Here is a 17,218-nt window from a genome sequence, read left to right as displayed (position 1 = left end):
AGGAAGTGCCGGCGGCTGAAGCCTTGGCGGTCACGCGTCTGACGTTGACGCGGTTCCGCGGCTACGAGCACGCGCGCCTGGAGCCGGACCGCCGCCCCGTCGCCCTCATCGGCCCCAACGGCGCCGGCAAGACCAATCTGCTGGAGGCCATCAGCTTCCTCGCCCCCGGCCGCGGCCTGCGCGGCGCCAAGCTCTCCGAAATCGAGCGCATCGGCTCGCCCCCGGATGCCGGCTGGGCGGTGGCGGCGACGGTCCGGACCCCGCGCGGCAGCGTCGACATCGGCACCGGCCGCGACGGCGCCCATGAGGGAGATCGCCGCGTCGTCCGCATCGATGATCATCCGGTGAAGGGCCAGACTGCGCTGGCCGAGCACGTCGCCATCGTCTGGCTGACGCCGCAGATGGACCGCCTGTTCCTGGAGGGCTCCAGCGGCCGGCGCCGCTTCCTCGACCGCCTCGTCTTCGGCTTCGATCCGGCGCACGCCGGCCGCCTGTCGCGCTACGAGCACACGCTGCGCGAACGCGCCCGGCTGCTGCGCGACGGCCGCTTCGACGATGGTTGGCTGTCGGGGCTGGAGGACCAGATGGTCACCACCGGCATCGCCGTCGCCGCCGCCCGGCGCGACGTGGTGCAGCGCCTGCGCTCGGCCTGCGCCCGCGCCGTCGGCCCGTTCCCCGGCGCCGACCTCGCGGTGGAGGGCGCGGTGGAGGCGTGGCTGAACGACGGCCCGGCGCTCGCCGCCGAGGATTCCCTGCGCGCCAGCCTGCGCGCCAGCCGCCGCACCGACGCCGAGACCGGCGGCGCCGCGGTCGGCCCGCACAAGAGCGACCTGTCCGTGCGCCACCACGCCAAGGACATGCCGGCCGGCCTGTGCTCGACCGGCGAGCAGAAGGCGCTGCTGATCGCCATCGTGCTGGCGAACGCGCGCCTGCTGGCGGCGGAACGCGGGGCGGCGCCGCTGCTGCTGCTGGACGAGGTGGCCGCGCACCTCGACGCCGACCGCCGCGAGGCGCTGTTCGGCGAGATCCTGGCGCTCGGCAGCCAGGCCTGGATGACCGGCACCGACGCCGCCGTCTTCGATCCCCTGGGCGACGACGCCCGACGCTTTCGCGTGGAAGACGCGCACGTAAGGCCGGGGTAGGACCACAAAAAAATGCGGCGAATCACACCGCAAAGCACCATATTTTGACCGATCTCTGTTATAATCGAGCCATGGCACAAGAAGCACTGAAACCCGTCCTCCCGCAGGAGGAATACGGCGCCGAGTCGATCACCGTTTTGCGCGGCTTGGACGCGGTTCGCAAACGCCCCGGCATGTACATCGGCGACACCGACGACGGCTCGGGCCTGCACCACATGGTCTACGAGGTCGTGGACAACGCCATCGACGAGGCGTTGGCCGGCTACTGCGACGCCGTTCAGGTGGTGCTGAACGCCGATGGCTCGGTGACCGTGCGCGACAACGGCCGCGGCATCCCGACCGACATCCACTCGGAGGAGGGCATCTCCGCCGCCGAGGTCGTGATGACCCAGCTGCACGCCGGCGGCAAGTTCAACCAGAACTCCTACAAGGTGTCGGGCGGCCTGCACGGCGTCGGCGTCTCGGTGGTGAACGCGCTGTCCGAGGTGCTCGACCTGCGCATCTGGCGCGGTGGGCGCGAGTGGACCATGCGCTTCCGCCATGGCACCTCCGACGCGCCGCTGGCCGACGTCGGCCCGGCTCCGACGCTGGAAAACGGCAAGATCCTGAGCGGCACGGAAGTGACCTTCCTGCCGTCCAAGGAAACCTTCACCAACACCGAATTCGACCTTGCGACGCTGGAACACCGGCTGCGCGAACTGGCCTTCCTGAACTCCGGCGTGCGCCTTGTGCTGACTGACGCCCGCGGCGTCGAGCCGAAGGTGATCGACCTTCATTACGAGGGCGGGCTGGAGGCGTTCGTCGGTTGGCTCGACCGTTCCAAGGTGGCGTTGCACAAGCCGGCCATCTCGATCAAGGCCGAGCGTCAGACCGAGCACGGCGGCACCGTCACCGTGGAATGCGCGCTCCAGTGGAACGACAGCTACCACGAGACGACGCTCTGCTTCACCAACAACATCCCGCAGAAGGACGGCGGCACGCACCTCGCCGGCTTCCGTGGCGCGCTGACGCGGGCGATCAACAACTATGCCAACGAGTCCGGCATCGCCAAGAAGGAGAAGGTCAACCTGTCGGGCGACGATGCCCGCGAAGGCTTGACCTGCGTCCTCTCGGTGAAGGTCCCCGACCCGAAATTCTCCAGCCAGACCAAGGACAAGCTGGTCTCGTCGGAGGTCCGGCCGGTGGTCGAGGCCATCGTCGGCGAAGCGCTGGCCCAGTATTTCGAGGAACACCCGGCCGACGCCAAGCGCGTCGTGCAGAAGGTGGTCGAAGCCGCCGCGGCGCGTGAGGCGGCGCGCAAGGCGCGCGAACTGACGCGGCGCAAGGGTGCGCTGGACATGGCGTCGCTGCCGGGCAAGCTGGCCGACTGCCAGGAGCGCGACCCGGCGGCGTCGGAGCTGTTCATCGTCGAGGGCGATTCGGCCGGCGGGTCCGCCAAGCAGGGCCGCTCGCGCCAGTTCCAGGCGATCCTGCCGCTGCGCGGCAAGATCCTGAACGTGGAGCGCGCGCGTTTCGACAAGATGCTGAGCTCGGCGGAAATCGGCACGCTGATCGCGGCGCTCGGCACCGGCATCGGCCGCGACGAGTTCAACGTCGAAAAGACGCGCTACCACAAGATCATCATCATGACCGATGCGGACGTGGACGGCAGCCACATCCGCACGCTGCTGCTGACGTTCTTCTTCCGCCAGATGCCGGAACTGATCGAGCGCGGCTACCTGTACATCGCGCAGCCGCCGCTGTACCGGATCAAGCGCGGCAACGCCAAGGAACGCTACCTGAAGGACGACCGGGCGCTCGAGGAATACCTGATCGAGGCGGCGCTGAGCGACCTGTCGGTGACGCTGCCGGACGGCTTGATCTTGCACGGCGATCCGCTGCGCGATCTGGTCGAGAAGGCGCGGTCGGGCCGCCATCACATCGACACACTGGCCCGCAAGGCAGGCAATCTGGCGGTCATCGAGCAGGCCTCCATCGTCGGCGGCCTGTCGGTGGCGCTGGTGAACGACGCCGCGAAGGCGGCGGAAGTCGCCGGCTTGGTTGCCGGCCGTCTCAACGCCCAGGATTCCGAGGGCGGCTGGCGTGGAGAGGCGCTGCCGGAGGGGGGCTATACCCTAATCCGCAGCCGTCGCGGCGTCACCCACCGCCACCGCCTGGACGGCGACCTGCTGAAGAGCGCCGAAGCGCGCAAGCTGGACGCTATGGCGGCCGACCTCAAGCGCTCGTTCGAGCAGCCGAGCCGTGCCTTCGAGAAGCAGAAGGAACTGCGCGCGGTCACCGGCCCGATGGCGCTGTTCGAGGTGGTGATGGAACTGGGCCGTCGCGGCGTGACCATCCAGCGCTACAAGGGCCTTGGCGAGATGAACCCGGAGCAGCTCTGGGAAACGACGCTGGACCCGACCAAGCGGTCGCTGTTGCAGGTGCGCGTCAACCACGCCGATCAGGCGGAGGAGGTCTTCTCCACCCTGATGGGCGACGTGGTCGAGCCACGGCGCGAGTTCATCCAGGAAAACGCGCTGAAAGTGTCGAACCTGGACGTGTAGGCGTCTTCCTGTCGTGTCAGGTGTGGTTCGACCCATAATGTGAGACTTGGGACACATAAGATGAGAACGGGCGGAGCCGCGAGGTGCCGCCCGTTCTCATTTTATGGGTAACGTTACCTAAGCGGAAACGTCTGGGTTTCGCATTCAGAAAAGCGAACAGGGCCACCAGCTGGTTGCTGGCGGCCCTGTGTCACGAAAAGATGAGCGACGATTCCGGAGCCGCTGGTGTTCCGCTTTGCGCCACAAGCTGACTGTGAATCGGCGCGGCCCAATGACCCTCCCTCGGCAGAGGGTCATTCACGCCAAGCTATTGTATTCCAAAGGCACTCGTTAGCCCAGGCGGGGTCAAACGGACGCTGATCGGGGGCTGAGCCGATGCCGATTTACAGTGTAGCCAATCCCGCTAACCTCGTTGTCCCCCTCCGTGATCGGCCGGAACTCGATTCCATTGCCGTAAAGGAGTGGGTGCGGGAAGGTTCGCAGCATCGTCACAGCGCAACGGCCACCGAAGCCAATCCCGCGAGGATCAGTACTGCGCCAGCGGCACGCGACACCCAGCGCAGTTCCGCCACGTACATCTCCAGCAGAATGAACAGCGTGAAGCCGACCATCCACGGGAAACTCATGGCGCCGACGGTGACCATGCCCAGCATCACCAGCCAGCAGCAGCCGATGCAATACAGGCCATGGTGCCCCCCCATGAGAAGGGCACCCCATGGGCCGTCGCGCCAGCGGGACAGGAAGAAGGTAAAGGGTGATTCGCAGTGGGTAAGGCAAGAATTCTTCAGCGGGCTCCACTGGTAGGCGCCGAGCAAAATAAACGCTGCCCCCCGCGCCAATCCGTCCTCCATCATCTGCGACGACAGCACCCCGGTGACGGACAGGTACCATTGCAGCACCGTGGCGCCTATCGAGAACCCCAGCCATGCCGTGAAATACCCGGCCAGGAAGGCCGCCGCAGTCACCGGACGACGGGCGCCTGACGGTGCGCCGCGGTCAAGACGGGCAAGAGTTGCAACCCATGGGAACACCACTGGGACCATCATGGCGACCATCATCACCATCCACATCGACATGGTCCCCCAGAGCGTCAGGGCTCCCCAATGCGCCGTGCGGTGGTGATGGTGTGCGCCCGCCGTCCCCGGCGGTGCGTTCACGCCGTCCAGAACCTCCAGGCTTATGTAAACCCAGGCAGTCACTGTGAGCGCAGCCAGCAGCGCCTTCAGCACCAGAGAGCGCCGCTTCGGCACGGCGACCGCCATATCCATGCTCATCGCGTTGCTCCCTTCCAGCCTCAGAACTGCCCGCTCCAGGAGAAATGTGAATGCAGAGAGTGGGTGTTCTTGGTGACGAGGTTGTAGGGGGCTTCGGTGTACTCGGTACTGCCCATGTCCAGGACCTGGGTCGAGTTGTGAATCTGGTTGTAGGAATTCACCACGCGCACGTCGCTCTCCCGGTCGCGGCCCTTGAGCCAGGAGATGGCGCTCTTGAAGAAGGTGCCCGCGGTCAGGGTCTTGACCTTGCCCTCGTCGCTGAACGCGATGGGCACCAGCCGCGTCTCCTTCCGCTCGGCGACGAACTGCGCCAGGATCTTCCACGGCCCGTTGGCCTCGCCGCTGATGATCCGTTCGATGGCGCGCTGCTGTTCCAGGGTGGCGCGGTGGTCGACGTAAGTGGTGATGATCCAGTTGCCGGATGCCATGTGCTGCGGCGTGTCGTAGATGATGATCGCGTTCAGCCCCTCCAGCGGCACACCACCGAAGTCGCCCTCACGGAAATTGATGCCCCAGTAGCCGATACAGCGCTCGTACGTGCAGAGCTGGCTGAAATGGAAATGTCCGGGACAAACGATTTGGCAGTTGCAGTTCTCGAACAGCAGACCCTTCGCCCACCACTCGGTCGGGGTGCCCGTCATCATTCACTCCTGCGCGGTTTCATGTTGTGTTCAGCCGTTCACGCCGAGGCGTAGGCGGCCAAGGGAGCATCCTTGATCGGCAGGTGGATCGCCGCGGCCAGCACGCCGATGGCGGCGCTGAAGTGCCAGACGGCGTCGTAGGACCCTGTGAAATCGAAGGCAACGCCTCCCGCCCAGGCGCCGAAGAACGAACCGACCTGGTGGCTGAAGAAGACGATCCCGAACAGGGTGGCCATGTAGCGCGTGCCGAAAACGCCCGCGATCAGGGCGTTGGTCAGCGGCACGGTTCCCAGCCACATCATGCCCATGACCGCGGCGAAGACCAGCGTGGATCCGACCGACACGGGCAGCGTCACGAACAGGATGATCGCCACGGCGCGCAGCAGATATAGCAGGCTCAGCACCTGTTTCGGACGGTACCGCTGGGCGAGCACGCCGCATCCCCAGCTGCCGAGCATGTTGAAGCCGCTCAGCACGGCCAGCGCGATGCCGCCGAGGGCGGCCGGCATGCCGCAGAGCGACAGGTAGCCCGGCAGGTGAATGCCGATGAACGCCACGTGGAAGCCGCAGACGAAGAAGCCCAGGGTCAGCCAACGGAAACCCGAGTGGCACCACGCATCGCTCACCGTCTGGCGCAGGCCGGGCCGGCTGACGGCCACCGAGGCGGTCGCACCACCGTCCCCGACACGCATCAGCAGCGCCATCGGCACCATCGCCAAGCCAAGCCCGGCGAGGACCAGTAGAGCGGCCTGGGCGCCGAACTGCTGGGTGACGAAGTCGGCCATCGGCGACATCGCCATGGTGGCGCCGGATCCGAACATGCCGACCAGCCCCATTGCCGACCCGCGCCGTTCCGGCGGCGCGGCCCGCCCGACGACGCCGAGCACCAGAGCGAAGCTCGTAGCGCTCAGGCCGATACCCACCAGGATGCCGGAACCGACCAGCATCACCCACTGGCTGTCGGCGAACGCCGTCGTGGCGAGGCCGAGCGCGAGCAGCAGTCCGCCGACGGCGGCGACCCAGTGAGCGCCCCATTCGTCGGCGATAGCAGATGTGAAGGGCTGGACCACCCCCCACAGCAGGTTCTGAAGCGCCAGCACGAAGGCGAATGCGCCGATCGGCCACGCGTGCATTGCCGTGTAAGGACCGATCAGCACACCGTAGGCCTGTCGGCTGCCCAGCGCGATACCCAGCACGATGCTGCTGCTGATGATCAGAAGGGTGAGGCGGGACGCAGCGACCGGCATCGGCGAACTCCCTGTGCTCCGGAAAGTAGGGTGGTGAGTTTCCGGTAGGAGCCGCCGCCTGACAAACGCGACGAATTCACCTATGCGTGAATTATATTCATTCAGATAGCGCAGTAATCGTCGCTGCAGCTGCCTGCCCAACCGATTCGTGAATCCACTTGCGGAACTCCGCAACCTCCCGCCGTGCCAGCAGGTCGGCGCTGGTCACCAGCCAATAACCCGTAGAGCAGCGGACCGGCGGTCCGAGGACGGGAACGAGGCGGCCCGCGGCGATGTCCTGCGCCACCACCGGCAGGCGGCCGATCGCCACGCCCAAGCCAAGCGCCGCGCTTTCCAGTGCCATGTGGACGGTGTCGAACCGCATGCCGCGATCCAGCGGCGGAGCTTCCAACCCGGCGAGCCGTGTCCAAGCCGCCCAATCCTCGGACACTTCCACCACGTGCAGAAGAGTGGCGTCGGCGAGGTCCTCCGACGTGCGCAACGAACCGGCAAGTGCGGGCGCGCAGACCGGGACGAGATTTTCCATCACCAAGCATTCGGCGTGCAGATCCGGCCAATCGCCCCGCCCCATGCGGATGGCTAGATCAAAGCCGTCGCGCGGGAACTGCACGTGATGGTGCCCGGTGTGGACGGACACCTCGATGTCGGGATGCCGGCCGTTGAAGGCGGGCAGATTCGGGATCAGCCAGCGCAACCCGAAGGTGGGCGGAACGCTGACCGACAGACGGTCGCTCGGGCGCCTTCCGGGAAGGGAGTCGGTCACGATCGCGAGTTGCTCGATAACCTCGTGGACATGGCGCAAATAGATGGCGCCCGCCTCGGTCAGCGTCAGGCTCCGTGTAGCGCGCACGAACAACGGGATGCCGAGCCAGCTTTCCAGCGATAGGATGCCGTGGCTTACAGCGCTGGGTGTGAGGTGCAGTTCCTTGGCAGCGAGCTTGAAGCTCAGATACCGCCCCGCCGCCTCGAACAGGCGCAACGAATTCAGTGGCGGCAGTCGGTACGCCATGACGTTCTCCCACTGCCGGCCACACGGTTCCCGGTGCCCGAAAAATCGGACGCCGCCTGCGGTCCATCCCGTCCGGTGCCTCCCATTGTGCTCCTTTCCGCCGCGCCGCCGCCCGGCCCCTGACTGCTCTCGCGCGACCGCTCTGTTCCGGCAGGAGTGGCGTCAGGCCCCGCGGGCGCTTTCGTACCAGGGCTTGGTCGCTTTGACGATGCGCACCACCGATAACATCACCGGCACCTCGACCAGCACACCTACCACGGTGGCCAGCGCGGCGCCCGACCCGAGCCCGAACAGGCTGATGGCCGCGGCGACCGCTAGCTCGAAGAAGTTCGATGCCCCGATGAGCGCCGCCGGGGCTGCCACACACCAAGCCACCCCAAACCGGCGTGACAGCCAGTAGGCCATCCCAGCGTTGAAGTAGACCTGGATCAGGATCGGCACGGCCAGCACCATGATGACCAACGGCTGGGCCAGGATCTGCTGGCCCTGAAAGCCGAACAGCAGCACCAACGTCGTCAGCAGAGCCACCAGGGAGATCGGCTGGATCACGTCCAGGGTCCGCTTCAGTGCGGCCTCACCGCCCGAGGCGAGCAGGCTGCGGCGCCAGGTTTGGGCGGCGATGACGGGGGTGACGATGTAGAGCACCACCGACAACAGCAGCGTGTTCCAGGGCACCGTGATGGAGGCGACGCCCAGCAGCAGGCCGACGATCGGCGCGAAGGCAAAGACCATGATCAAGTCATTCAGGGCCACCTGACTCAGCGTGTAGTTCGGCTCGCCGCCGCACAGGTTCGACCAGACGAACACCATGGCCGTGCAGGGTGCGGCGGCCAGCAGGATCAGCCCGGCGATGTAGCCGTCGATCTGGTCGGCGGGCAGCAGGCCGCGGAACAGCGTGGCAACGAACAGCCAGCCGAGCAGCGCCATCGAGAACGGCTTGACCGCCCAGTTGATGAACAGCGTCACCGCGATGCCGCGCCAGTGCTCCGTCACCTCGTGCAGGGCGCCGAAGTCGATCTTCAGCAGCATCGGCACGATCATCAGCCAGATCAGCACGGCCACCGGCAGGTTGACCTTGGCGACCTCGGCAGCCGCCACCGCCCGGAAGACGCCGGGCACCAGGTGCCCGAGCGCGATGCCGGCGATGATGCACAGCGCCACCCAGACGCTCAGGTAACGCTCGAAGGTGCCCATTCCGGGGCGGGCCGCCGGGGCGGCGTGGATGTCAGCGGTCATGTCCGGGGTCCGTCCGAGGCTGGTCATTGGCCCATCGCGTCCAGCGTGCGTTTGAGGGCGAGGCGGTCGAGCGAGGTGATGGGAAGGCTCGCGAAGGCCTGGATGCGGCGCTCGATCTGGCGGAACACGTCGGTGGTGAAGGCGGCCTTCTCGGCATCGGTGCCGGTGGCCGACGACGGGTCGGGGAACCCCCAATGGGCCGTCACCGGCTGGCCCGGCCAGATCGGGCAGACCTCTCCGGCGGCGTTGTCGCAGACGGTGAACACGAAGTCCATGCGCGGCGCGTCCGGCGTGGCGAACGCGTCCCAGGTCTTGGAGCGGAGGTCGGCGGTCGGGAAGCCGAGCCGCTCCAGCAGGTCGCGGACGTATGGGTTGATGCGCCCGGACGGCTGGCTGCCCGCGCTGAAGGCGCGGAAACGGCCCCGGCCCTCCCGGTTCAGCAGGTATTCGGCCATGACGCTGCGCGCGCTGTTGTGCGTGCACAGGAACAGCACGTTGTAGACGGGGTCCGCGGTCATTGTGGTCTCCGTTTCAGCCGCAGCGGGAGGTGGCGGTGTCCGGTGCGCAGGCCGGCTCGCACACGGTGGCGGGGGTGGCGCGGCCGCAGCAGTTCTCCGCCAGGAATCCAACGACCGCGTTCATGCGGTCGAAGTCGGCGGAGTAGATCAGCGACCGGCTCTCGCGCCGCTGCACGATCAGGCCTGCGTGCGTGAGGTTCGACAGGTGAAAGGAGAGCGTGGCCGGCGCCACGCCCAGGGCCTCGGCGATCGCCCCGGCGGGGCGCCCCTCCGGCCCGGCCTGGACCAGCAGGCGGAAGATATCCAGCCGCGTCTCCTGTGACAGGGCCGTCAGCGCGGCAAGCGCGTCCTTCTTGTCCATGGCGGGGTGCGGTCCCAGGCGTCGTGTGAATGGCCGACAAACCTTACTTCAATATCGACATTTCTAGAAGCGTCGAAATATGAAGGTTTGGCGACGCCCCGCCTCCCGTCGCCCAGGCCGGATGACGCCACCGGCGGCCGTGGGCCTCTCAGGTCGGGGAACAAATCCCGCAGGCGGTGGCGAGCCGCATGCGCTCCCGCAACCAATCCGCCAGGATGGCCGCCGCCCGGCCTTGCACCTGTCCGTCAGCGCGCACCAGCCAGTAGGCGCAGGCCGAGGGAACGCGGATCGGGATGGGCGCCACCAAGCGCCCCTCGGCGAGGTCGCGCTCGACCAGGAGCGAGCGGCCAAGCGCCACCCCGACCCCAGCCGCGGCGGCCCGGTAAAGGCTCGCCCCCTCGTCGAAGCGCGTGCCGAAGCGCATCCGCGGCGCCTCAAGCCCTGCGGCCTCCAGCCAGTTCGGCCAGCCGCTGGGGATGTCGTCCATCAGCACGGGCACGCCGGCCAGCGACGCCGGGTCGGCGGTGATGCCGTGGAGTTCGACGAAGGCCGGCGTGCAGACGGGCGTCAGCATCTCGCGGGCGAGGAGTTCGGCCTGCATGCCCGGCCATCCGCCCTGCCCATAGCGCATCGCGAGGTCGATGCCGTCGCGCCGCAGGTCGGCGAGAGCCCGGCTGGCGTGGATGCGCAGGTCGATGCCGGGATGGCGGGCGGTAAAGTCGGGCAGGCTGGGCGCCAACCACAATGCGGCGACCGAGGGCAGCAGCGAGAGGGTCACCTGATCCTCGCGCCGGCCGCGCGACAGCATGGCGTCGTTGGCGGCCCGGATGCAGTCCAGCCCCTCGGCGACGCGGGCGAAATAGCCCCGGCCAGCTTCCGTCAACGCCACCTGCCGGCCGCGCCGCGTGAACAGCGGGATGGCGAACCAGTCCTCCAGCGTGCGGACGTGCCGGCTCACGGCACTTTGGGTCAGCCGCAGCTCTTCGGCGGCCTGGGTGAAACTGCCCAACCGGGCCGCCGCCTCGAACGCACGCACTGCCAGAAGCGACGGCTGGCCGGGTTTGGCATGAGTTGGACTCATAAAGACTGTGGCCTTTAGTCGTTTTGGCGCCGGTCCGCGGGCACCTAAGCTCATGGCAGATCCTATCCCCGCACCGAGGACGCGTCCATGAGCGAAGTCGCCACAGAAGGCCGGTCACCCGCCACCATCGGGGCGCTGCTGTCCGTCCCGCTGCCGCTGGTCATGCTGCTGGCCGCCCTGGCCCTGGGCATGGCGGCCGGGCTGGGCGGAAAGCCCCTGCTGCACGCGCTTGACGCCGGCTTCGGCGCCTCGCTGGCCGAGTACGCGCTGATCCTGATCCCCGCCTTCGTCCTGGCGGCGTCCCTGTCGCGCTCGCGCGTCCAGGCGGGGTCGGGGCGCGCTATCACCCTTCTGGCCCCTCTGGCGGGCGCGGGCATGGCCTGCCCGGACACGGCCTACGCCGCGCTGTCGTCGGTAGCGGGGACGCGCAAGTTGTCGATGCTGTTCGGCGCCTACGCGGGCTTCAAGCTCCTGGTGCCGGCCGGCCCGGCCATCGTGGCGACCGGGCTCGGCGGGTTCGACGTGCGGCTGGCGGTCGCGGCGGTGCCGGTGTTCTTCGTCGCCTGGGGCGTCGGGCTGCTCTTCGCGCGGCGGTTCGAGGTGGCGGACGATCGTGCCCAGGGCGCCGCCGGCCGGCTGGGTGGGCGCGTCCTGGCGCCGCTCGCCACCATCCTCGGGCTGCTGGCCCTGGGGCTCGTCCTGGGCCGCTTCGGAGAGTTGCCGCCGCTGCCCGGCTTCCTGGTGAGTCCCAAGGGGGCGCTGCTCATGGCCGCCGTGGTCTCCTTGCTGCCGCTGTCGGGCGACGAGCGCGCCCAGGCACTGGACAGCGGGATGCGGCGCACCGCGCCGTTGCTGCTGACGATCGGCGCGGCAAGCGCCTTGGGTGCGATGCTGGCCGAGACCTTGCCGGTGGCGCGTTATGCCGATGCCCTCGTCTCGACCGGGCTCGTCCTGCCGGCCCTGTTCGTCTTCACGGCGACCTTCAAGGTGCTGAAGGGGTCCTCCATGGCGACGTTCGCCGGGACGACCGGGATCGTCTCCGCCCTGCTGCCGTCGCTTCAGGTGTCGCCCGAAGCCGCGGCCTTGGCCATGTGCGCGGGCGCCTTCGTGTCGATCACGCCGAACGACAGCCTGTATTGGCTGGTCCGGCAGGACGCCTTCGCCGGCAAGGATGACGTATCGGCGATGCGGGTCCTCACTGTCGGTTCAGCGCTCCAGGGATGTGCCGCGCTGGCCACCGTATGCGTCCTGCAGGCCCTGGGGCTGATCTGACCGTGTAACGGGACGGCCCGCCATTCCGTCTGACGGACAGCGGTGCCGTTCAGGCCCGCCGGACCAACGAAGGACAGACGGCATGACAGCCCCAACGCCACCCCCCGACCTCGCCCTGCACCGGGCGGCTCTGCACCGCTTCGTCGTGCGCGTCGTCGGCAACGCCGACCTCGCCGACGACGTCGTGCAGGAGGCGCTCCTGCGCGCCATCGCCTCGCCGGCTGGGTTCGCCGGCCGCGCCGAGCCGCTCACCTGGCTGTCGGCCATTGCGCTCAACGTCCTGCGCGACCACTTCCGCCGCGCGGCCACGCGCCGCGAGATTGGCGCCGAGGAGAACGCGCTGGAGTCGATGCCGTCGGAGGACGAAGACGTCGTGCTCGCCCTGATGAAGGACGAGATGGGCGCCTGCATCGCCGACCACTTGATGGCGTTGCCCGACCGCCAGCGGGAGGTGCTGACCCTTCACGACATCGGCGGCGCCAGCCACGCTGAGGTCGCCGCCGCACTCGGCATCGCCGACGGCAACGCACGGGTGCTGCTGCACCGGGCGCGGGCGGCCCTGCGCGAGCGGCTGGGGCGGCACTGCTCCCTCGCCCTGGGCCGTGACGCCGTGCCCTGCACTCCCCGCGCGGGGGGCACGCCATGAGCGCCGAGCCGCTGGACGTCCCGATCCCGAAAGCCCTGCTCGCTCCCCGCCCGGAAGATCCCATGCCCCGCCCCAGACGCCCTCACAGCGCCTTGGCAGTGCTCGTCTGCGCCTCCGCCATCCTGGCGGTCTCGCTGGGCGTCCGGCACGCCTTCGGCCTGTTCCTCCAGCCCGTGTCGATGGACAGCGGTTGGGGCCGCGAGGTCTTTGCCTTCGCCATCGCCCTGCAGAATCTGGTTTGGGGCGTGTCGCAGCCCTTCGCCGGGATGGCGGCCGACCGCTTCGGCGCGGGCCGGGTGATCATCGCCGGCACGGTCCTCTACGTGCTGGGCCTGTTGGTCATGGCGCAGCCGCAGGGAGCCACCGTCTTCGTCCTCGGCGCGGGCGTCCTGGTCGGGCTAGGCCTGAGCGGGACGACCTACCCGCTGGTGCTGGGAGCGGTGTCCCGGGCCGTCCCGCCGGAGCGGCGCAGTCTGGCGCTCGGCATCGCCATGGGCGGGGCGGCCTTCGGCCAGTTCGTCATGCTGCCCGGCACGCTGGTCGGCATCGACCTGCTGGGCTGGCCGGGGGCGCTGCTCGCCCTGTCGGCGGCCACGGTCCTCATGGTTCCGCTCGCCGTCCCGCTCTCGGAACGGGGACAGTCCGTCGGCGCCGCGCCGGCGGGTGAGACGGCCGGCGCGGCGATCCGCGAAGCCCTGCGGCATCGGGGATTCCTGCTGCTGTCCTTGGGCTTCTTCGTCTGCGGCTTCCAGGTGGTGTTCATCGCCACGCACGTGCCGGCGTTCCTGAACGATCAGGGGCTTCCCGTGGAGGTCGGCTCGACGGTGCTGGCGCTGATCGGCCTGTTCAACATTGCCGGCGCCTATCTCGCCGGGCGGTGGGGCGGGCGCTGGCGCAAGCCTATGCTGCTCGCCTGGCTGTATCTGGCGCGCGCGGTGATCATCGCCGCCTTCGTCTTCCTCCCGGTGACGCAGTGGAGCGCCTACGCGTTCGGTGCCGTGATGGGCCTGTTCTGGCTGTCCACCGTGCCGCTGACCAAAGGAACGGTCTCCGACCTTTTCGGTGTGCGCAACATGTCGATGCTGGGCGGCGTGGTCTTCCTCGCCCACCAGCTCGGGGCGTTCCTGGGCGGCTGGCTGGGCGGGGTTCTCTACGACCGGCTCGGCTCCTACGACGGCGCCTGGGGTCTGGCCATCGCCCTCAGCCTTGTCGCCGCCGTGGTCAACGTGCCGATCCGGACGGGCGCGCCGGCGCGGGCGACGGCATGAGGACGACCGTCCGCGTGGCCCTGGCGGCCGTGGGCGCCGCCGTGCTCGCGCTGGCGTGGACGCTCCACCAAGGGCCTGCCATCGCCATGGCTTGGTGGGGAGCGTTCTGCCAGTGACGCCCACCCGGTCCCGGACGGCCAAAGCCCTCCGGGACCGGCCGGGCCGTCAGCGCCCCGTCCACACGGGCGGGCGCTTGGCGAGGAACGCGTCGAAGCCCTCCGCCGCATCCGCGGTCAGCATGTTGTCCGTCATCGCGCCGCCGGCGAGGGCATAGGCGTCGTCCAGGCCCATCTCCACTTGGCGGTGGAACGCCGCCTTGCCGAGCTTGAGGGCGTAGGGCGACTTGGACGCGAGCAGCGCCGCCACCGCCGCCACCTCTCCGTCCAGTTGTTCGGGCGGCACCGCGCGGTTGACCAGCCCGAGGCGCTCGGCCGCGACGGCGTCGATGGGCTCGCCCGTCAGCAACATCTCCAGCGCCGCCTTGCGGCCGACCGAGCGGGCCAGCGCCACCCCCGGCGTCGAACAGAACAGGCCGAGGTTGATGCCGGGAGTGGCGAAGCGGGCGGTCGTGGCAGCGCAGGCGAGGTCGCAGCTCGCCACCAGCTGGCAGCCGGCAGCAGCCGCGGCGCCCTGCACCTTGGCGATCACCGGCTGCGGCAGCCGCACGATGGCGGTCATCACGCGCGTGCACTGGGCGAACAGGGCGGCGACCGCGTCGCGCCCCTCCTGCGCGCGCAGCTCCCTCGCGTCGTGGCCGGCGCAGAAGGCACGGCCGTTGGCGGCCAGGACGACGACGCGGACCGCCGGGTCATTGGCGACGGCGGCCAACGCGTTCTCCAGTTCGCCCAGCAGGGCGAGGGACAGGGTGTTGAAGGCGTCGGGTCGGTTGAGCGTCAGGGTGGCGACGCCGGCCTCGGCGTGGGCCAGCAGGATGGGGTCGGACATGGGGGGCCTCCGTGGGCAGGCCACGCGCAGCACGGACGGCGCCCGCACCGTTCGGGTGCGGACGCCGTCGGCCGGGTTGCGCGGCCGGGTGGGGAATGGGTGGGGTCAGCAGCAGCCGGCGGGGGCGGCCGTGGGCGCGCAGCCGGCCGCGGGATGCCCGCCTGGGGCGCCGAGCGCCGTCTCGACGTGGTGGATGGCCTTGCTGCGGATCATCGCCGCCAGAGCCGCCACCTCGTCGAGGTGCGCCTGTGGCACGCCCACGGCTTTTGCGGCGGCGAGGTGCTTGTCGAGGTTGGCGGTGCAGTTGACGGCCAGCGAGGCGCCGATGGCGACCAGTTCGGCCAGAGCGTCCGTCGTTCCGCAGCCGCACCCATCCTGCGCGGGCTCCAGGCCCAAGGCATGGCGGCGCATGCCTTCGGTGGCGCTGCTGCGCACGCAGACGGCGCCGGCCACCGCCTTCTCGATGTCCGCGTCGGTGGCGCCAGCCCGCCGCACCTCCTTGAGGTGGTAGGTGGTGCAGGGGCGGCAGCCCGCGGCCACCGAGGCTGCCACCGCTACGAGTTCCTTCTCCAGCATCGTCAGGGACATTGTCCGTTTTCTCCGTCCGACGGCGCGGCCAATCCGCACCCGATGTCCATTGGACGGTCGTGGGTAGCGGATCGTTACGGACAGTTTCTGCATGGGGGCGGGGACGCGCCCAACGTGGTATCTCTCTGCCGGTGAGGTGAAAGCGTATAGTGGTCGGTGTTCCGCATCGCGCCAGGAGCTGCCATTGCCGATCTCATCCGGAAACCCGTCCGGCAATCAATTTGTCGTCATTCATCCTCCCAGTGGTTCGACAGATCCCGCCCCAAGGAGGACAATCAGCAAGATTCCCCGACGCTATGGAGAGGATGCTCAATTTGCCTTAAATTCACTCGGTATTTCGATATCACGGAACCGCCTCAGGCTAGGCGAAATCTTAGACAGCACTCTAGCGTTCATCTCCTTGTAGAGGGCAGGATTTGCGCTATCAGGATGCTTTTTCTGCAAACTAGTTATCGAGCTGTCTATTTCGGCGCTTTCTATGATCAAGCCCGATGCGGATTTTCTTGCGCTGAATTGATAGCCCTGTGCCGCGAAAATCCAACCGAACATTAAATCCGCTTCTAGCTCGTGATTTGACCGCTGCTTAACCAGAGTTGAGAGATTTGCGAGCCGTTCCGGGAGTTCAAGTAGTGGGATAAAGGCATCATCCCATGCTCCGCATTTAACAACCTCATCTACGAATCGGCGTCCGAGATCTGGGTCTCCTGAGGCGAAGGCAAATATCCTCTCAGCGGCTTCGTACACTTCCGGAGGGTTCGTGGGGTATAGTTCTGCGATAACCTCCAGTAATTTTCGGTAACTCTTAAATTCCAGATACTCGAGTTCAAGCTATAAAATAGTAGAGAATACATCTCTATGATGGACATTGTTCTCGACACGGCCCGCGCCCTGCGAGAAGAAAAACACTTCAATCTTGCCTGTGACGGTCTTGTACGAAACGGCTTTGGCGCCGAACAAACATGCGTCTATATGATCATAATTATACGTAAAAATAAGTTCTATATTGGCTGACGAGACCTCCTGGAAGAGCTCCGTTTGGGCCGACCGTTTTTTATCGTATGATTTCAGTTTGGGTGACACACACTGCTCCTTGGAAAGCGATTCGCTTTTGTCATTCATTATACCTTCCGTTCTCAGCAAAGTGGTATGCGAATACGTGCGAAAACTCTTGCATCTGGCGTCGGTTGGCGCCGGTTGCACGTCTCCGCCCAAAACCGTGTGGACGGCTTTCTCCCTGTACCGGTTGATTGATATGCGTGAGGTGCGTCCGTTTCTGGCGCGAAGATGCCGCCCAGGAGCGGCAGTTCCTGACCCGAAGCAGACGCTTGACCTGCGACCGGAAAACTCCTCCAAATTTGGGTAGAGTCCGCCATCTACGGAGACGGACCTATGAAGCGCAGCCGGTTCAGCGAGGAACAGATCATCGGCATCCTGAAGGAACAGGAAG

The 17,218-nt window shown here is 67.6% G+C and carries 17 protein-coding genes; 5 read left to right on the top strand and 12 right to left on the bottom strand.

The annotated features are described in order from the left end of the window. Nucleotides 1-23 precede the first annotated feature (23 nt). Nucleotides 24-1,142 carry a DNA replication/repair protein RecF gene (recF, locus tag ACSVDD_RS22670; protein ID WP_448191674.1) on the top strand — a complete coding sequence of 373 codons (1,119 nt, stop codon included), beginning with the start codon at nucleotides 24-26 and terminating at the stop codon, nucleotides 1,140-1,142. A gap of 71 nt (nucleotides 1,143-1,213) precedes the next feature. After that, nucleotides 1,214-3,685, top strand: a complete 2,472-nt coding sequence (gene gyrB, locus ACSVDD_RS22665; RefSeq protein ID WP_448191673.1) for a DNA topoisomerase (ATP-hydrolyzing) subunit B — start codon at nucleotides 1,214-1,216, stop codon at nucleotides 3,683-3,685. Nucleotides 3,686-4,173: 488 nt separating this feature from the next. Here gyrB and ACSVDD_RS22660 read toward each other — a convergent pair whose 3' ends face one another. The 8 genes from ACSVDD_RS22660 to gcvA (ACSVDD_RS22625) form a co-directional block, all read right to left on the bottom strand. Beyond that, nucleotides 4,174-4,959: a DUF2182 domain-containing protein gene (locus ACSVDD_RS22660; RefSeq protein WP_448191672.1), complete on the bottom strand. Its 786-nt coding sequence runs from the start codon at nucleotides 4,957-4,959 to the stop codon at nucleotides 4,174-4,176. A 20-nt stretch (nucleotides 4,960-4,979) separates the two neighbouring features. Beyond that, on the bottom strand, nucleotides 4,980-5,600 hold the full coding sequence (locus ACSVDD_RS22655; protein ID WP_448191671.1) for a DUF1326 domain-containing protein: 621 nt from the start codon (nucleotides 5,598-5,600) through the stop codon (nucleotides 4,980-4,982). 38 nt (nucleotides 5,601-5,638) lie between these two features. Beyond that, entirely contained in the window at nucleotides 5,639-6,847 is a 1,209-nt protein-coding gene (locus ACSVDD_RS22650) for an MFS transporter (protein ID WP_448191670.1), read from the bottom strand. A 97-nt stretch (nucleotides 6,848-6,944) separates the two neighbouring features. Further along, entirely contained in the window at nucleotides 6,945-7,856 is a 912-nt protein-coding gene (gene gcvA, locus ACSVDD_RS22645; protein ID WP_448191669.1) for a transcriptional regulator GcvA, read from the bottom strand. A gap of 162 nt (nucleotides 7,857-8,018) precedes the next feature. Continuing rightward, nucleotides 8,019-9,092, bottom strand: coding sequence for an ACR3 family arsenite efflux transporter (gene arsB / locus ACSVDD_RS22640; protein WP_448191668.1), 1,074 nt, complete (start codon nucleotides 9,090-9,092; stop codon nucleotides 8,019-8,021). A gap of 23 nt (nucleotides 9,093-9,115) precedes the next feature. After that, nucleotides 9,116-9,610: an arsenate reductase ArsC gene (locus tag ACSVDD_RS22635; RefSeq protein WP_448191667.1), complete on the bottom strand. Its 495-nt coding sequence runs from the start codon at nucleotides 9,608-9,610 to the stop codon at nucleotides 9,116-9,118. Nucleotides 9,611-9,623: 13 nt separating this feature from the next. Beyond that, complete coding sequence (locus ACSVDD_RS22630) at nucleotides 9,624-9,971, bottom strand: ArsR/SmtB family transcription factor (protein WP_448191666.1); 348 nt, start codon at nucleotides 9,969-9,971, stop codon at nucleotides 9,624-9,626. Nucleotides 9,972-10,119: 148 nt separating this feature from the next. Then, nucleotides 10,120-11,052, bottom strand: a complete 933-nt coding sequence (gene gcvA / locus ACSVDD_RS22625; protein WP_448191665.1) for a transcriptional regulator GcvA — start codon at nucleotides 11,050-11,052, stop codon at nucleotides 10,120-10,122. 87 nt (nucleotides 11,053-11,139) lie between these two features. On the opposite strand from gcvA (ACSVDD_RS22625), the gene ACSVDD_RS22620 reads away from it, so the two are divergent. The 3 genes from ACSVDD_RS22620 (at nucleotide 11,140) to ACSVDD_RS22610 (ending at nucleotide 14,238) form a co-directional block, all read left to right on the top strand. Further along, the gene (locus tag ACSVDD_RS22620; protein WP_448191664.1) at nucleotides 11,140-12,324 is read left to right on the top strand and encodes a GntT/GntP/DsdX family permease; all 1,185 of its coding nucleotides are present in this window, start codon (nucleotides 11,140-11,142) and stop codon (nucleotides 12,322-12,324) included. Nucleotides 12,325-12,406: 82 nt separating this feature from the next. After that, the gene (locus ACSVDD_RS22615; RefSeq protein WP_448191663.1) at nucleotides 12,407-12,970 is read left to right on the top strand and encodes an RNA polymerase sigma factor; all 564 of its coding nucleotides are present in this window, start codon (nucleotides 12,407-12,409) and stop codon (nucleotides 12,968-12,970) included. Continuing rightward, nucleotides 12,967-14,238, top strand: a complete 1,272-nt coding sequence (locus ACSVDD_RS22610; RefSeq protein WP_448191662.1) for an MFS transporter — start codon at nucleotides 12,967-12,969, stop codon at nucleotides 14,236-14,238. Before ACSVDD_RS22615 ends, ACSVDD_RS22610 begins: the two co-directional genes overlap by 4 nt. Before the next feature lie 165 nt (nucleotides 14,239-14,403). Here ACSVDD_RS22610 and ACSVDD_RS22605 read toward each other — a convergent pair whose 3' ends face one another. The 4 genes from ACSVDD_RS22605 to ACSVDD_RS22590 form a co-directional block, all read right to left on the bottom strand. After that, nucleotides 14,404-15,183 (bottom strand): enoyl-CoA hydratase, encoded by a 780-nt coding sequence (locus ACSVDD_RS22605; RefSeq protein ID WP_448191661.1) that lies wholly within the window; start codon nucleotides 15,181-15,183, stop codon nucleotides 14,404-14,406. 105 nt (nucleotides 15,184-15,288) lie between these two features. Further along, nucleotides 15,289-15,771: a carboxymuconolactone decarboxylase family protein gene (locus ACSVDD_RS22600; protein WP_448191660.1), complete on the bottom strand. Its 483-nt coding sequence runs from the start codon at nucleotides 15,769-15,771 to the stop codon at nucleotides 15,289-15,291. Between the two features lie 309 nt (nucleotides 15,772-16,080). Next, entirely contained in the window at nucleotides 16,081-16,515 is a 435-nt protein-coding gene (locus tag ACSVDD_RS22595) for a hypothetical protein (protein ID WP_448191659.1), read from the bottom strand. An 84-nt stretch (nucleotides 16,516-16,599) separates the two neighbouring features. After that, on the bottom strand, nucleotides 16,600-17,218 hold a 619-nt coding region (locus tag ACSVDD_RS22590), incomplete at its 5' end, for a hypothetical protein (RefSeq protein ID WP_448191658.1).

Source organism: Azospirillum terrae (genome assembly GCF_053470425.1).
Note: the sequence above shows the minus strand (reverse complement) of the source record. Positions and strands in the feature narration are given on the sequence as shown.

Excerpts from the sequence above, each read along its gene's own strand:
- gyrB (WP_448191673.1), top strand. The coding sequence starts at position 1,214 with ATGGCACAAGAAGCACTGAAACCCGTCCTCCCGCAGGAGGAATACGGC.
- ACSVDD_RS22660 (WP_448191672.1), bottom strand. The coding sequence starts at position 4,959 with ATGAGCATGGATATGGCGGTCGCCGTGCCGAAGCGGCGCTCTCTGGTG.
- ACSVDD_RS22655 (WP_448191671.1), bottom strand. The coding sequence starts at position 5,600 with ATGACGGGCACCCCGACCGAGTGGTGGGCGAAGGGTCTGCTGTTCGAG.
- ACSVDD_RS22650 (WP_448191670.1), bottom strand. The coding sequence starts at position 6,847 with ATGCCGGTCGCTGCGTCCCGCCTCACCCTTCTGATCATCAGCAGCAGC.
- gcvA (WP_448191669.1), bottom strand. The coding sequence starts at position 7,856 with ATGGCGTACCGACTGCCGCCACTGAATTCGTTGCGCCTGTTCGAGGCG.
- arsB (WP_448191668.1), bottom strand. The coding sequence starts at position 9,092 with ATGACCGCTGACATCCACGCCGCCCCGGCGGCCCGCCCCGGAATGGGC.
- ACSVDD_RS22635 (WP_448191667.1), bottom strand. The coding sequence starts at position 9,610 with ATGACCGCGGACCCCGTCTACAACGTGCTGTTCCTGTGCACGCACAAC.
- ACSVDD_RS22630 (WP_448191666.1), bottom strand. The coding sequence starts at position 9,971 with ATGGACAAGAAGGACGCGCTTGCCGCGCTGACGGCCCTGTCACAGGAG.
- gcvA (WP_448191665.1), bottom strand. The coding sequence starts at position 11,052 with ATGAGTCCAACTCATGCCAAACCCGGCCAGCCGTCGCTTCTGGCAGTG.
- ACSVDD_RS22620 (WP_448191664.1), top strand. The coding sequence starts at position 11,140 with ATGAGCGAAGTCGCCACAGAAGGCCGGTCACCCGCCACCATCGGGGCG.
- ACSVDD_RS22615 (WP_448191663.1), top strand. The coding sequence starts at position 12,407 with ATGACAGCCCCAACGCCACCCCCCGACCTCGCCCTGCACCGGGCGGCT.
- ACSVDD_RS22610 (WP_448191662.1), top strand. The coding sequence starts at position 12,967 with ATGAGCGCCGAGCCGCTGGACGTCCCGATCCCGAAAGCCCTGCTCGCT.
- ACSVDD_RS22605 (WP_448191661.1), bottom strand. The coding sequence starts at position 15,183 with ATGTCCGACCCCATCCTGCTGGCCCACGCCGAGGCCGGCGTCGCCACC.
- ACSVDD_RS22600 (WP_448191660.1), bottom strand. The coding sequence starts at position 15,771 with ATGTCCCTGACGATGCTGGAGAAGGAACTCGTAGCGGTGGCAGCCTCG.